At 72.7% G+C, this 14783-nt stretch carries 11 protein-coding genes; 6 read left to right on the forward strand and 5 right to left on the reverse strand.

The features are described 5' to 3' along the window. Positions 1–17 precede the first annotated feature (17 nt). A complete protein-coding gene (locus ACIA5C_RS15535; protein ID WP_396054885.1) occupies positions 18–809 on the reverse strand; it encodes an S-adenosyl-l-methionine hydroxide adenosyltransferase family protein in 792 nt (263 codons plus the stop codon). Positions 810–892: 83 nt separating this feature from the next. Here ACIA5C_RS15535 and ACIA5C_RS15540 point away from each other — a divergent pair, with 83 nt between their 5' ends. Together ACIA5C_RS15540 and ACIA5C_RS15545 are read left to right on the forward strand one after the other, a co-directional pair. Beyond that, complete coding sequence (locus tag ACIA5C_RS15540; protein WP_396054887.1) at positions 893–1819, forward strand: LLM class F420-dependent oxidoreductase; 927 nt, start codon at positions 893–895, stop codon at positions 1817–1819. A gap of 45 nt (positions 1820–1864) precedes the next feature. Beyond that, positions 1865–2695 (forward strand): hypothetical protein, encoded by an 831-nt coding sequence (locus tag ACIA5C_RS15545; protein ID WP_396054889.1) that lies wholly within the window; start codon positions 1865–1867, stop codon positions 2693–2695. Positions 2696–2865: 170 nt separating this feature from the next. Here the strand turns inward: ACIA5C_RS15545 and ACIA5C_RS15550 are convergent, their stop codons facing one another. After that, complete coding sequence (locus ACIA5C_RS15550) at positions 2866–7416, reverse strand: ATP-dependent helicase (protein ID WP_396054891.1); 4551 nt, start codon at positions 7414–7416, stop codon at positions 2866–2868. A gap of 159 nt (positions 7417–7575) precedes the next feature. Between ACIA5C_RS15550 and ACIA5C_RS15555 the strand changes: the two genes are divergently transcribed. After that, a complete protein-coding gene (locus ACIA5C_RS15555) occupies positions 7576–8427 on the forward strand; it encodes a DUF4397 domain-containing protein (RefSeq protein WP_396054893.1) in 852 nt (283 codons plus the stop codon). A 553-nt stretch (positions 8428–8980) separates the two neighbouring features. On the opposite strand, the gene ACIA5C_RS15560 is transcribed toward ACIA5C_RS15555, so the two are convergent. Together ACIA5C_RS15560 and ACIA5C_RS15565 are read right to left on the reverse strand one after the other, a co-directional pair. Beyond that, positions 8981–9124 carry a hypothetical protein gene (locus ACIA5C_RS15560; protein ID WP_396054895.1) on the reverse strand — a complete coding sequence of 48 codons (144 nt, stop codon included), beginning with the start codon at positions 9122–9124 and terminating at the stop codon, positions 8981–8983. A 165-nt stretch (positions 9125–9289) separates the two neighbouring features. Then, positions 9290–9781: a hypothetical protein gene (locus ACIA5C_RS15565; RefSeq protein WP_396054897.1), complete on the reverse strand. Its 492-nt coding sequence runs from the start codon at positions 9779–9781 to the stop codon at positions 9290–9292. A gap of 114 nt (positions 9782–9895) precedes the next feature. Here ACIA5C_RS15565 and ACIA5C_RS15570 point away from each other — a divergent pair, with 114 nt between their 5' ends. From ACIA5C_RS15570 to ACIA5C_RS15580, 3 genes are all read left to right on the forward strand, one after another. Then, entirely contained in the window at positions 9896–10327 is a 432-nt protein-coding gene (locus ACIA5C_RS15570) for a class F sortase (RefSeq protein WP_396054899.1), read from the forward strand. A 61-nt stretch (positions 10328–10388) separates the two neighbouring features. Next, a complete protein-coding gene (locus tag ACIA5C_RS15575) occupies positions 10389–12158 on the forward strand; it encodes a serine/threonine-protein kinase (RefSeq protein WP_396054901.1) in 1770 nt (589 codons plus the stop codon). Between the two features lie 112 nt (positions 12159–12270). Next, a complete protein-coding gene (locus ACIA5C_RS15580) occupies positions 12271–13491 on the forward strand; it encodes a sporulation protein (protein WP_396054903.1) in 1221 nt (406 codons plus the stop codon). 12 nt (positions 13492–13503) lie between these two features. Here the strand turns inward: ACIA5C_RS15580 and ACIA5C_RS15585 are convergent, their stop codons facing one another. Continuing rightward, positions 13504–14772, reverse strand: a complete 1269-nt coding sequence (locus ACIA5C_RS15585; protein WP_396054905.1) for a bifunctional pyridoxamine 5'-phosphate oxidase family protein/GNAT family N-acetyltransferase — start codon at positions 14770–14772, stop codon at positions 13504–13506. Positions 14773–14783: the final 11 nt, after the last annotated feature.

A 14783-nucleotide genomic window follows, 5' to 3' on the forward strand; every position in this document is an offset into this window, starting at 1 on the left:
TTGCCGGCGGAGGGACTTCAGTTTCTGGCCGCCAGGCGGACCATGTCCCCCGGGGTCACCGAGAGGACCACCACCGCGCGACCGTTGTTGATCGCCAGCGCGACCCGACCCGCCGAGTCCTCGAAGATCAGCAGATCGCCCCGGTCGACATCGGCGAACGTGCTGCCGCGGCGGCCCCGCACATTGCCGTTGACCAGCAGATCGGGACCGAGCCCGGCCAGCGTGGGGCCGCTCGCGGCCAGCTGCACGTTGCCGAACCGGTCGATGGTCAGCACCTCGGCTTCGATCCAGCCGTCGCCGACCGTCACCACCGGGTCGGGCAGGCGCACCAGCGTGCCCGCGTCCACCGGCGCTCCGGCGTCCGCCAGGTCGGCGCCGAGGGCGATCCGCGCCGCGGCCGGCGTGAACAGGTCACGCCCGTGAAAGGTGCGCGAGACGTCGCCCAGGAACCAGTCCTTGTTGGTGAGCTCGTGCACCGCGTCGATGCCTCCCAGCGCCGCGGCCGCCCACATCAGCACGCCGTTGTCCGGGCCGACCAGCACGCCGCCCGGCGTGCCGATCGCGATGCCCCGGCGAGCCGTGCCGACGCCCGGGTCGACCACCGCGACGTGCACCGAGGGCGGCAGGTGCGGGGCGGTCTGGGCCAGAACGGCGGCGCCCCGGGACACGTCGGCCGGCGGAACGTGGTGGGTGACATCGATCACCCGTACGTCCGGCGCGATCCGCGCGATCGACCCGTGGCACGCCGCCACAAAACCGTCGAAGGTGCCGTAATCGGTAGTAAGTGAGATCCATCCATACCCCGCCATGGTCGCCTACGTTACTGCCCCGGCACGCAACGTGTGCGGCAGGTACGCCCAGGCGCGCCGGAGAACTCTGGCACGGTTGATCCATGCGTCTCGTGATCTTCACCGAGCCCCAGCAAGGGGCAAGCTACGACGACCTGCGGCGGGTCGCCCAAACCGCCGAGAACAGCGGATACGACGGGTTCTTCCGCTCCGACCACTTCGTGAGCATGGGCGGCGACGGCCGGCCCGGACCCACCGACGCCTGGCTCACGCTGGCCGGCCTGGCCCTGCAGACGTCCCGCATCCGGCTCGGCACGCTCGTCAGCTCCGCGACCTTCCGGCTGCCCGGGCCGCTGGCCATCGCGGTCGCCCAGGCCGACGCGATGAGCAACGGCCGGATCGAGTTCGGCCTCGGCGGCGGCTGGTTCGAAGCCGAGCACGCCGCGTACGGCATCCCGTTCCCGCCCCAGGGCGAGCGTTTCGACCGGCTCGAGGAACAGCTCGAGATCATCACCGGTCTGTGGGACACCCCGGCCGGTCACACCTACGACTTCCACGGCAAGCACTACCAGCTCAGCGACTCGCCGGCGCTGCCGAAGCCGGTCCAGTCGCCCCGTCCGCCGGTCATCGTGGGCGGTCACGGGAAACGGCGTACGCCCGCCCTGGCGGCCCGCTTCGCCGACGAGTTCAACGTGCCGTTCGCCAAGATCGCCGACGCCGCGCCGACCTTCGATCGGGTCCGCGCGGCGTGCGAGGCCCTCGGCCGTACGTCCTTGCCGGCCTTCTCGGCCGCCGCCGTCCTCTGCGTCGGCCGCGACGACGCCGAAGTCCGCCGCCGGGCGGCGGCGATCGGCCGGGAGGCCGACGAGATGCGGGCCAACGGCGGCATCGTCGGCACGCCCGGCGAGGCGGTGGAGACCATCCAGAGGTACGCGGAAGCCGGTGCAACCCGCCTCTTCCTGCAGACGATGGACGTGAGCGACCTCGACCACGTCGAGTTCGTGGCCGGCGAGGTGGCCCGCCAGCTTTAAGGTCGGCCGCCCCGGTGCCGATCCGGAGGCATAGGGGGTGCGGCGGTGGCGCGGATCTACGTCATGCGGGACGACGGTGCCATCGTCGTGTCCCGGCGGCGGCCCGGCCTGCTGCGGAGCCGGCCGGTCCCGCGCTCGTGGGACACGCTGGTCGAGATCCCGCCGCGCACCGGGCGGGCGCCCGGCGAGACGACGCTGGTCTTCGCCTCGCCGGTGGCGCTCGGTGCGCTGGCCACGACCTTCGCGCCGGTCGAGCTCGGCGTGGCGGTCGGCGGCGCGGCCCTGATCGCCTCGACCTATCTGACCCCGCGGCTGCGTCGACGGCTGGCCGACCGGCGGCGCAACCGGCCGGACAACATCGTGCTGCACAGCGAGAAGGCGCGGTCGGCCTTCGACCACGTGCTGGGCCTGGCCGACCGGGTCAGCGAGACCTGGCCGCTCCTGGACCGGCTGGTCGAGCCCGACGAGGCCGCTGCGCTGTTGGCCGAGGCGCTCTGGCAGATCGCGGCGGTGCTGTCGCGGCGCGAGGAACTGGACGCGGTCCTGGAACCGGCCGGGTTCGACCCGAGCACGGCCAGCGTCGAAACCCGCTCCCAGCTCAGCGCCGCCCGGGCCGCCCGGGCCCGGGTCGACGCCGAGTTCCAGCGCCGGGAGGCCGGGCTGCGCCGAGCCGAGGAGGCGGGCCTCGACTTCATCCGCGAGCAGCAGATGCGCAAGGCCGTCCAGGCCGCCGACCAGACACTCCGCTCGATGCCGCCGACCGTCCTGGTCGGGCCGGGCGCCACCCTCGAGCCGGCCTCCGACCTGGCCGAGCACACCCACTCAGTCCTCGCCGCCTACCGCGAGCTCACCGTCGGCCTGACCGCTGACCGCTGACCGCTGATCGCTGACCTCAGCGCCTCAGCGCCTCAGCGCCTCAGCGCCTCAGCGCCTCAGGGTCGGGCCTGGGGCCTCGCGCGACCTACTTCCGGCGCCCGGCCGGCCTCGGGCCTCGGGCTGGCCTCGCAGGGCCGAACCGGAGCTCTTTCGGGAGCTCCGGCGTTGTCTCAGCCCCGCAGCCGCAGGCCCCTCGGGGTGGCGCGGAAGCCCGCCGTGGTCAGCGCCTCGCGCAACGGCGAGGCATGCACCGACTCGCCGTCGGCGCGCTCGACCGACATCGCGCCCAGCGCCCCCGAGCGGACCGCGCCGGCCAGCGCCTGTCCGGCCGCGATCAGGCTCTCCGGATCGTCGGTGAACGAGAGCAGGGTGCGACCACCCCGTTCGACGTAGAGGACCAGGTCGCCGGAGACCACCACGACCAGGGCACCCGCCTTGCGACCGGCTCGGTGGCCCGCCTTGGCGACCGGTTCGCCGTCGCCGCTGTCGATGATGCGCTCGGGCCAGGGGAGGGCGGCGCCGTAGGGGTTGGCCGGGTCGGTGGCGGCCAGCACGACCGCCACGCTGCCGGTGCGTTTGGCGAGCTCGGCCGGCTCGGCCAGGGCACGCAGGCGGTCGACCGCGCCGGGCACGGCGAACTGGGCCGCGCCGAGACCCTCGACGAAGTAACCCCGCCGGGCCGCCCCGCGCTCCTCGAGAGCGCCGAGAACCGGGTAGACCGCGGAGAAGCCGCCGGTCACGCCCTCGGCCATGACCGCGCCGCGGGTGACCACGCCGTGGCGTTCGAGCAGGAGGTCGGCCAGGGCGGCCGCCCGCCGGGTCGGGTCGAGGTCGCGCTCGGGCAGCCGCGACCAGCGGCCGGCCATGTTCGGCGGTCCACCCCGGGCCGGCATCGCCGCCCGGCCGGGGCGGCCGTATCTCCCGCGGGCCGGGGCCGGCCGCGACCGGTGCGCGCCGCTGCCACCGAGCAGGGCGCGCAGCGGGGCGAACGTGTCATTCGTCAGGTGGCCGGCCCACACGAGGTCCCACACCGCGGACGCCAGCCCGGTGTCGTCGGTCGAACCCACCCGGTCGGAGAGGCTGCGGAAGAACAGCGCCTGACCGTCGTCGAGCGCCGCCAGCACCGACTGGTGCAGCGGGGTCAGCGCCAGCTCCTCGTCGGGCACCGGGAGCAGCAGCGGCGCGCTGTCGGCCCAGGCCAGGGTCACCCAGCCGTCGTTGCCCGCGATCGACCCGGAACCGGCCCACACCACCTCACCGCTGCCGCACAACTCGTCGAGCTGGGGCGGCGCGTAGTCGGCCACCCGGGCCGGCAGGACCAACCGCTCCCAGGCGGAGGCGGGCACCGCGAAGCCCTGCAACTGCTCGATCGAGGCGGCCAGCGCGTCGATCCCGCGGGCGTTGCCACCGATCTGATGCCACCGGGGGAGGAAGGCGGCCAGGATGCGCGGCGGGACCGGCTCGATCTCGCGGCGCAGCGCGGCCAGCGAGCGCCGCCGCAGCATGCGCAACACCTCGGCGTCGCACCACTCGGTGCCGGCGCCGCCCGGGGTGAACTCGCCGGAGCCGACCCGGCCGGTGGCGCTGAGCCGCTTGAGGGCCTGCTCGACCACGAAGACGCCGAGCCCGAAGCGGGCCGCGCAGGTCGCCGCCGCGAACGGCCCGTGGGTGCGGGCATAGCGGGCGACCAGGTCACCGAGCGGGTCGGCGACCGGCTCGAGATAGGCCTCGGGCAGTCCGACCGGCAGCGCCACGCCCAGCGCGTCCCGGTAGCGCCCGGCGTCGTCGATGCCGATCCAGCGTTCCTCGCCCGCCACCCGGATGCGGATCGCCCGCCGCGACGCCTCCAACGTGGACGCCCACGCCTCCTCGACCCCGCGCGTCTCGAGCTCGGCCGTGGACAGGTCGCCGAGCAGGCGCAGCAGCTCGGCCGCGTCCTCCGCGTCGCGCGGACGCCGCAGCGTGGTCAGCCACTGCAGCTGGGACTCGGTCTCGGCGACCACCGCCGGGTCGAGCAGCTCGCGCAGGTCGACCCGGCCGAGCAGCTCGCCGAGCAGCGTCGAGTCGAGCGCCAGCGCGGCCGCGCGGCGCTCGGCCAGCGGGGCGTCGCCCTCGTAGAGGAACGCACCGACGTAGCCGAACAGCAGCGACCGGGCGAACGGCGACGGCCGCGGGGTCTCGACCTCGACCAGGCGCACCTTGCGGCCGGACAACTCGCGCATCAGCCCGACCAGCCCGGGAACGTCGAAGACGTCCTGCAGGCACTCGCGAGCCGCCTCGAGCGTGACCGGGAAATCGGCGAACTCGCGCGCCACGTCGAGCAGCTGGGCCGAACGCTGACGCTGCTGCCAGAGTGGCTGGCGCCGGCGGGGGTCACGGCGCGGCAGCAGCAGCGAGCGGGCTGCACACTCGCGGAACCGGGAGGCGAACAGCGCCGAGGTGCCGACCGACTCCTCGACCAGCTGGGCGATCTCTTCCGGGTCGAACGCCACCAGGTCGGTGCCGGGGGGTTCCTCGGCCGTGTCGGGCAGCCGCACCACGATGCCGTCGTCGGACGGCATGACCTGGCCGTCGACGCCGTACCGCTCGCTCAGCCGGCGGGCGATCGCCAGCGCCCAGGGCGCGTTGACCCGGGCACCCAGCACACAGTGCACGGTCAGGCGCCAGTCACCCAGCTCGTCACGGAAACGCTCGACCACGATCGTACGGTCGTCGGGCAGATGGCGAGTCGCCTCGCGCTGCTCCCGCAGATAGGTGATGAGGTTGCCGGCCGCCCAGTCGTCGAGCCCCGACTCGAGCAGCGAGGCCGTGCCCTTCTCGTCGCCGGCCCGGGTCAGCGACCGCAACCGGGCGCCGATCGCGCGGCCCAGCTCGATCGGGCGGCCCAGGGCGTCGCCCTTCCAGAACGGCATGCGGGCGGGCGCGCCGGGCGCGGGGGAGACCAGCACCCGGTCGGGCGTGATGTCCTCGATCCGCCACGACGTCGAACCGAGCAGGAAGACGTCGCCCACCCGGGACTCGTAGACCATCTCCTCGTCGAGCTCGCCGACCCGGGACGCCCGCTCAGCGCCGGCCAGGAAGACACCGAACATGCCCCGGTCGGGGATCGTGCCGCCGCTGGTCACGGCCAGCCGCTGGGCGCCCGGGCGACCGGTCAGCTGATCGGTGCCGCGGTCCCAGACCAGGCGCGGCCGCAACTCGGCGAACGCGGTCGACGGGTAACGCCCGGAAAGCATGTCGAGCACGGCGTGCAGTGCCGACTCGGGCAACTCGGCGAACGGCGCCGCCCGGCGGATCAGGGCGGCCATCTCGTCGACCTGCCACTCGTCGAGCGCGACCATCGCGACGATCTGCTGGGCCAGCACGTCGAGCGGGTTGCGCGGGTAGCGCAGCTCCTCGATCGCGCCCTCGCCCATCCGCTCGGCGACCACGGCGCAGGAGACCAGATCACCGCGGTGCTTGGGGAAGACGACACCCCGAGACACCGCACCGACCTGGTGACCGGCGCGCCCGATGCGCTGCAGGCCGGCCGCGACCGACGGCGGCGCCTCGATCTGGACGACCAGGTCGACCGCGCCCATGTCGATGCCCAGCTCGAGGCTGGACGTGGCGACCACGGCCGGGAGACGGCCCGACTTCAGCGCCTCTTCGATCTGCTTGCGCTCCTCGCGGGAGACGCTGCCGTGGTGGGCCCGGGCGACGACCGGCGGCGCGCCACCGGCCTGCCCGGCCTGAGCCATGATCTCGGCCGGTGGACGGGCGGGCACCGGGACGACCTCGCCCGCCCGCTCGGCGGCCAGTTCGTTGATGCGGGCGCACAGCCGCTCGGCACCTCGCCGCGAATTGGTGAAGACGATTGTCGACCGGTGGGCCTGGATGAGGTCGAGCACCCGTTCCTCGACTGCCGGCCAGATCGACGGTGAACGACGCCCGGCGCCCGGGTCGTCCGGATCGACCTCTGGGGTCTCGTCGAGAGCGGTCATGTCCTCGACCGGCACCTCGACCGTGACCTCGATGGTCTTGGCGCTCTTGGGCTGGACGATCTCGACGTCGTGCGAGCCGCCGAGGAAGCGGGCCGTCTCGTCGATCGGCCGGACCGTGGCCGACAGCCCGATCCGCTGGGCCGGGCGCCCGAGCAGCGCGTCGAGCCGCTCCAGGGAGAGAGCCAGGTGGGCGCCGCGCTTGGTGGCCGCGACCGCGTGCACCTCGTCGACGATCACCGTCTCGACGCCGCGCAGCGAATCGCGGGCGGCCGACGTGAGCAGCAGATAGAGCGACTCGGGCGTCGTGATGAGGATGTCCGGCGGCGTACGCCCGAAGGCCCGCCGCTCGTCGGCGGGCGTGTCTCCCGTCCGCATGCCGACGGTGATGTCGGGCGGCGGCACGCCGAGCCGGCCCGACGCCTGTCGGATGCCGGTCAGCGGCGCCCGCAGGTTGCGCTCGACGTCGACCGCGAGCGCCTTCAGCGGGCTGACGTAAAGGACCCGGCAGCGGCGCTTGGGATCCTCCGGGATCGCCTCGTGGGCGAGCCGGTCGAGCGACCACAGGAACGCCGCCAGGGTCTTGCCGGAGCCGGTGGGCGCGACGACCAGCGCGTTGCGACCGGCGCCGACCGCGCGCCACGCCCCGGCCTGGGCCGCGGTGGGCGCGGCGAACGCTGCCCGGAACCATTCCCTGGTCGCCGGGCCGAACTGTTCGAGCACCTCTTCCACGCCGACCATCCTCCCTCGGAGGTACGACACTTTGTCGCCGACGCAACGTGAAGACGACGTTTCGGACAGTGCTTGACTCCCGAGTCCGCGATGCGGTTGGTTTCTTCTGCACGAGCCGTCCGTCAGAACAAGTCGAAGCAGAGGCCCCCACCCCGAACAGGAGGCTCCGTGTCCCATCACGCATCTCGGCGGCGCCTCAGCGGTGCCCTCGCGGCTCTCGCTGCGCTTGCGGCTGTCACTCTCTTCGCCGCACCGGCCCAGGCGGCCAGTGCCGGCTATGTCCGCCTCGCCCACCTCTCGCCCGACACGCCCGCCGTCGACGTCTACCTCAAGTCCGTCTCCGGCGCCGTCAAACCGCAGACCTTCCGCGGCGTCGCCTACGGCGCGATGTCGCAATACCTCCGCCTGCCCACCGGCAACTACCAGGTGGCGATGCGCAAGGCCGGGGCGCCGGCGAGCACCAAACCCGTGATCACCGTCGCGGTCGGGGTCGAGAACGGCGACGCCTACACGGTCGCCGGCGTCGGCCGCTTCGCCGACCTCGGACTGCGCGTCCTCAAGGACGACCTCAAACTCCCCGACCCGGGCAAATCCAAGGTCCGGGTCATCCAGGCCTCGGTGAAGGCCCCGGTGCTCAACGTCGCCGGCAAGAACGGCAAAACCATCGCCGACGGCGTCCAGTTCGCCACCACGACCGGATACCGCGAGGTCAACCCGGGCAGGTGGAGCGTCGAGGTCGAGCCGACCGGCGGCGGCAAGGCCAGCGTGCTGCCGTGCACCCTGGGCGCGGGCAGCGTCTACTCCCTGATCGTGCTCGACGACAAGAGCGGCGGCCTGAAACCCCAATTGCACATCGACGCCGAGCGCCAGGGCACGGTCCCGATGGGCGGAGTGGCCACGGGCGCCGGCGGCACGCAGCCGACGTCCCACCTGACCACGGCGCTGCTGCTGGCGTCGCTGGCCGCGGTGGTGACGGCCGGCTTCGTGGTCGTCGTCCGCCGCCGCGTCCGGGCGGCCTGAGAAGAGGTCCGGCGTGACGGCCGAACCCCGGACCGATCCGGCGCCTCCTCCCGAGGAGGAGGCGCCGAGCCTCCCGACGCCCGGCGTTCCGGCGCCGGCTGACGGAGTGGTGCGGGCAATTGCGGAGGTACGCGGTAAAGCCGCGCCCCCACCGCTGTTGCCGCCGGTGGTCCGTGCCGTGGCGACCGTGCCGGGTGCGCTGTCGCTGCCCCGCCCGCCCGCGGTGTGGCCGCCGATCCCGTTGGCGCCGCCCGGCATGCCGGGCCGCCCGCCGACCGAGAGACGGCGAGCGTTCGCCATCCACCCCCACGACTTTTTCGCCGACGAGTTCCCACCTCCCGAACGTCACATCGGGCGCGCCTCCCTCCCGCAACACCCGGCCGACGCCCAGCCGGGCGCTCCGGGCAAAGCCGAAGTCAACGCACACCCGGGCGCTCCGGTCCGAGCCGGTCTCGGCGCGGAGCCGGGCGTTCCGGGCCGACCAGGTGTCGACGCACAGCCAGACGTTCCGGTCCGTGCCGGCCTCGGCGCGGAGCCAGGCGTTCCGGGCCGATCAGGTGTGGGCGCGGAGCCGGGCGTTCCGGGCCGGCCCGGTGTGCGCGCGCAGCCGGGCGTTGCGGGTCGACCAGACGTGGGTGCGCGGTTGGGCGTCGCGGGCGTGGCCGATGTCGGTGTGCGCGCAGGTATTCGAGGTCAAGCCAGTGTCGCGGCGCAGCCGGGTGCTTCGGGGCGAGCCGAGACGGAGGTGCGGCCAGGGTCGTTGGGTCCGGCCCAGGTCGAGGTGAGGCCGGGTGTCCGTGGCCGGGCCGACGCGGACGTGCGGCCGGGCATCGTGGGCCGGGCCGGCGCTCAGGTGGAGCGGTCAGAGCCGGGTGACGCGGTCGGTGGGAGGCAGGTGGCGCGGTCCGGTTTGGAGCCGGCCGGGAGCAAGCGCGGGCCGCTCGCGGCGGACGATGCGGCGGGTCCGGATCGCGCGGGCCGGGTACGGTCCGGATCGGCCGTTCTCGGAGCCGATGATCAGGGCCGCCGGGCGGGATGGCCGGCCGCGGGGGCGCTTGTCGAGCTGCGACGGCCGGATCGGCGAGAGGTGCCGGGGGCCGGCGAGGCGGGGGCCGGCGAGGCGGCGGTTGGCGAAGTGGGGGCCGGCTCGGGAGGGCTGCTGCGGACGGCGGTGCCCGGGCCCGGGGCGGGACCGGTGGTGGAACAACGGCCGGCGGACGAGCAGAGTCGTGGGGACGAGGACGGTGCTCATCCCGTACGGAAAAAGAGGCTGCGGCAGACCGCCCTGCCGGCGGTTGCCGCCGGGGTTGCGGCGTTCGTTGTCGGCACCGGATATCTCGCCGTGAGTAACCAAGATGGTGGGTCTGACCTGGGGCGTTGGGGACCGGACGCGGTCGCGGCGCCGGTTACCGTCGCCGGGAGGCCGGCGGGTGACCCGTTCCGGGCGGCGCTCGTGGCGCCGGCCGGAGTGCCCGGCCGGCTGCGGGTCAAGGCGATCGGCATCGATGCGTCGTTGGAGAAGTTGCACCTGGGGACCGATGGCGCGCTCGTGCCGCCGAAACAGTACGGCCGGGCGGGATGGTATTCGGGTGGCACGGCGCCCGGGGATGTCGGGCCGGCTGTGATCGCCGGGCACGTCGACTCGAAGTCGGGGCCGGCGATTTTTTATCGGCTGCGGGAGCTCACGGTCGGTGACCGGATCGAGGTGGTGCGCGGGGGGTCGGTCGTGCGGTTCACCGTGGTTCGCCTGGCTTGGTACCCGAAGACCTATTTTCCGACCAATGAGGTGTATGGGCCGACGCCGGACCGGCAGTTGAGGCTGATCACGTGTGGCGGGGTGTTCGACCATCGGCTGCGGTCGTACAAGGACAATCTCGTGGTTTACGCAGTGGCCGGGTGATCGTGGTTTCGCTGGTCCAGGGGCCTGTCTATGCTGAAATCGAGTCGACGGTGGGGGCGGGATGGCGGTCAGGCGCATGCTCGTCGCTGGTCGGTATCGTCTCCGCGAGCCGGTCGGCACCGGCGGTATGGGCCGGGTGTGGCTCGCGCGTGACGAGATGCTCGACCGGGACGTCGCGGTCAAGGAGTTCGTGCCGCCCGAGTGGATGACCGACGAGGAGAAGGCGCGCCTCAAGGACCGCACTCTGCGTGAGGCCCGCAGCGCGGCCCGGCTCAACCATCCCAACGTCGTGCAGATCTACGACGTCGTGCACGCCGACGGGCTGCCGTGGATCGTCATGGAATACGTTCCTTCCCGGTCACTGCATCAGGTTCTCAGTGAGGACGGCGCGTTCAGTCCGGCGGCCGCGGCCCGCGTCGGCCTGCACGTGCTCGACGCTTTGACGGCTGCTCACGAGGCCGGTGTGCTGCACCGCGACATCAAGCCGCACAACGTGCTGATCGGCGAGGGCGGCCGGGTGGTGCTGACCGATTTCGGGCTCGCCACGTTCGTTGACGACGGTTCGGTGACCGGCCCGGGGTTGATCGTCGGCTCGCCGCAATACGTTTCGCCCGAGCGGGCCCGTGACGGTGCGTCCACCGTGGAGTCCGATTTGTGGTCGTTCGGGGCGACCCTCTACGCCGCGGTCGAGGGCCGCTCGCCCTACGCCCGCGAGAGCGCGATGGCCACGCTGATGGCGCTCGCGACCGAACCGCCCGATCCGCCGGAATTGGCGGGGCTGCTGGCGCCGGTGCTGACCGGTCTGCTGCGCCACGATCCGGAGGCCCGGCTGACCGCGCCCGAGGTCGACCGCCGCCTACGCATGATCCTCGCGACGGCCGACGGTGAGCCGGCGGTCGTCGATCGCGAGCGCGCGCTGACGGTGCCGGCGCCTCGCCCGAGACGGCGAGATCAAGAACATGCCGAGGTCGCTGCCATGTCGGGCGCGCCGGCAACTCCCGCTGCGCGGTCGGTCAATCAGGCTCTTGTACGCGCGGTGCCCGCGCAACGCACCTCATCGGGCCCGGTGTCGCCCGCCCCGGCCGGAGCCGACGCCGCGCCGGAAGCCCCGCCGAGGCCGCGGTTTTCCCTGGTCGCGGCGGTGCTGACCGCGGTCGCGGTGCTGGGCGCGGCCGGAATCGTGACCGGCTACCTGATCCAGCGGGACGACGAGCACGCTGCCGCGATGGTGTTCCCCCCGGTGGCCGCGCAGTCGACGGCCCCGGTCCCGTCGTCGCGGGCGCCCGCGGTCGGCGGGTTCAGTCCGGCCGCGTGCACCGGCACGACGTCGGCGGATGCGCCGGAGACCCCGCAGAAGAACGCGTCCCGCGGGGTCAACGGGTGGGCGCTCTACGAAGGATGGTCCTACTTCACCGACGGCACCGGCTTCCACATGCCGGTGCCCGACCGTTGGACCTATCAGAAGGTCGGCACCACGTACTGCTTCCGCGATCCCGACGGCGGCCGGCTGATGACCCTCGACGTCGGGCGCAAGCCCAGTTCGGACCCGTTGCAGGCGTGCCGGAAAGAGGCGGCCCGGTTGGTGGCGGCCGGGGCGTTCCCGGGCTACCACCTGATCCAGTTGGACCCGCGGCCGCTGCTCAACAAGGCGGCCGACTGGGAATACCAGTACACGGCGCCCGACAAGACCGTCCTGCACGTGCAGACCCGGTGGTTCGCCACGAACGGTAAGGCGTACGCCATCAGTTGGCAGGCTCGTGAGCTCGACTGGTCGGGCGACTTTGCCAAGATAAGCATGGTCCTGAGCACCTTCTATGCCGACCGCAAGTAGGACCGCCGATCTGTCTTGACGCTCGTCTACCTTACAGCGAGTTATCAGATGGGCTTGTTAGGGTCGCTCTCCCTCGACGTGCCACCCCGTTGATTCAAGGAGGAATGACCCGGTGGTCTTCAAGAAAATCATGCGTGCCTTCGGCGTGGGCGGTCCATCCGTTGACACGGTGCTCGCCAACCCGAACACCCGGCCCGGCCTGACCCTGGCCGGCGAGGTGCAGGTCGTCGGCGGCGACCATGACGTCACCATCGAGCACATTGCTCTCGGCCTGGTCACCCGGGTCGAGACGGGGCACGGCGACGGCCTGGCCGAGTTCCTCCGAGTGCCGGTCTCCGGCCCGTTCCGGCTGACGGCGGGCGAGCGCCGGGACATCCCGTTCGCCTTCCCGATGCCGTGGGAGACCCCGGTGACCGACGTCTACGGTCAGCGACTGCACGGCATGACGATGGGTGTGCGCACCGAGGTCTCAGTAGCCAAGGAGGTCGACAAGGGCGACCTGGACGAGGTGTTCGTACACCCGCTCCCTGCGCAGGAGCGCATCCTGGACGCGTTCGCCGCGCTGGGTTTCCGCTTCGCCCGAGCCGACCTGGAGCAGGGCACGATCTACGGCGTCCACCAGCAGCTGCCCTTCTACCAGGAAATCGAGTTCTACCCGCCGCCCCACCTCGCCGCCGCGATCAACGAGGTCGAGCTGACCTTCGTCGCCGACCCGGCCGGCGTCGAAATCGTCCTCGAGTTCGACAAGCGGGGCGGCTTCCTCACCCAAGACCACGACGCGTACGGCCGCTTCCGCGTAACCCACGAGGAAGCCGACACCGCCGACTGGCACTCCGTGGTCGACGCGTGGGTGCAGGAGGCAGTCGGCCGCTACCAGGGCTTGCGCACCTCCCACGGCTTCGCCGACCAGGGCGGCTACCCCGACCACGGTTTCCCCCGCCACGGCGGCGCCTACCCCAGCCATGGCGGCGGCTATGCGGGCGGCTACCCCGGCCACGGCGGCGGTTCCCCGGATGGCTACGGCTACCCACCCAACCAGGGCTATCCGGTCGGCACGGCCCGAACCGTTCGCACCACGGGCCCGGCATGGGCGCGATGGCGGCCGGTGTGGCCGGCGGCGTCCTGGGCGGCCTGGTCCTCGGCGAGGTCGTCGAGGAGGTCTTCGAAGACGACTCCGACGGCTCCGACGAGTAACGGCCCTCCAGGCACGCGGCGCAACTCCAGCGCTGCTTCGGCGCTCCGTGGCGTGACGGCGCTCGGCCTCGGCGCTGTGCTGCTCGGCTCCGGCGTGGCGCTGCGACCCAGGCACCGACCGCCATCCTTGGCGGGGTAGCTCCCCGGCTGTTTACTGCATGGCCGGCTCCTTTGCGGAGCCGGCCGCCAACCGCGCGCGGAGGTGCTTGGCGGTCGCTGGCCACTCGTCGGCGGTGAGGGCGAAGACGACCGTGTCGCGCCAGGTGCCGTCGGTGCGTAGGCGCTGGGCGCGGATCAGGCCGTCGCGGCTCGCGCCGAGGCGGGCGATTGCGTTTTGTGAGCGTTGGTTGCGAATGTCGGTGTACCAGAAGACCTTCTCGGCACCGAGCACGTCGAAGGCGCGGGCCATCAGCATCAGCTTGGCCTCGGTGTTGACCCCGGATCGCCACCACTGCCGGCCGAGCATCGTGTGGCCGATGCCGACCGAGCGGTTGACCGGGTCGATGTCGTGGTAGGTCGTCAGGCCGACGACCCGGCCGGTCGACGGGTCGACCTGGGCCCACGGCACCTGCAGGCCCTGCCAACGGCGGCTCAGCAAGCTGTCGACGTGCGCGGCCCACTCCGCGCGTGTGGTCAGCCTCGGAGTCGGAAGGAACTGCCAGATCTCCTCGTCGGAGAGAACCTCGTGGAGTCCGTCCACATGGGCCGGCGAGAGTGGTTCCAGCCGGACGTGCTCGCCGTTCAGCAACACTGCCTCGTGCCACGGCGATGGTGGGGAGCCGGGCAGATAGGCCGGCGGCGCGACCCGCACGCCGGGCTCGGCGACCGGAGGACCGGCCACGCGCTGCAGCGGCAGCACGCCGGCCCAGTGGGGCAGGTCGAGGTCGGCCGGTTCATCGTTGACTCCGCCGGTGCGGCTTCGCACCGAGACCTCCTCGAGCGGTAGCGCTAGCACCGAGGTCTGGGCGAGCTCCTGTTTGGATGGCGGGCGGCTGTCGGCGGCCCGGCCCACGCCGAACTTCTCGACGAGGGCGGTGAGCACGGCCAGCTTCGTCGGGTCGTCGGGGACCGGGCGCGCGACACCCATGACGACCACGGATCGGTAGTTGGCACTGTGGTGGAACTGGGATCGCCCGTACACGAAACCGTCGAGCAGCGTGACGCTCACGCAGACCTTGACCCCGTCGTCGCCGCGGGGCGCCAGGCCGAAGCGCCCGCCGCTGGAACCGTGCAGGTAAAGCGTGTCGCCGATGCGGACGTGCAGTGTCGGCAGGACGCGAGGCTCGCCGTCGACCACGATGCCGACCGAACAGTCGTACGCCTCGTCGAGGATGGTGTGCGCGGTGGCCCGGTCGTAGCTCATCAGTTGACGCGCGCGGGTCGCGGTGGTGCGTGCGGTCGCGGGAAAGAGGTCGGACATCGGGCCTCCTG

This window comes from Actinoplanes sp. NPDC051343, from assembly GCF_044455125.1.
GTDB lineage: Bacteria > Actinomycetota > Actinomycetes > Mycobacteriales > Micromonosporaceae > Actinoplanes.

Bases quoted from the DNA above. Each gene is read 5' to 3' on its own strand.
- ACIA5C_RS15535 (WP_396054885.1), bottom strand. From the start codon at position 809: ATGGCGGGGTATGGATGGATCTCACTTACTACCGATTACGGCACCTTC.
- ACIA5C_RS15540 (WP_396054887.1), top strand. From the start codon at position 893: ATGCGTCTCGTGATCTTCACCGAGCCCCAGCAAGGGGCAAGCTACGAC.
- ACIA5C_RS15550 (WP_396054891.1), bottom strand. From the start codon at position 7,416: ATGGTCGGCGTGGAAGAGGTGCTCGAACAGTTCGGCCCGGCGACCAGG.
- ACIA5C_RS15575 (WP_396054901.1), top strand. From the start codon at position 10,389: ATGGCGGTCAGGCGCATGCTCGTCGCTGGTCGGTATCGTCTCCGCGAG.
- ACIA5C_RS15585 (WP_396054905.1), bottom strand. From the start codon at position 14,772: ATGTCCGACCTCTTTCCCGCGACCGCACGCACCACCGCGACCCGCGCG.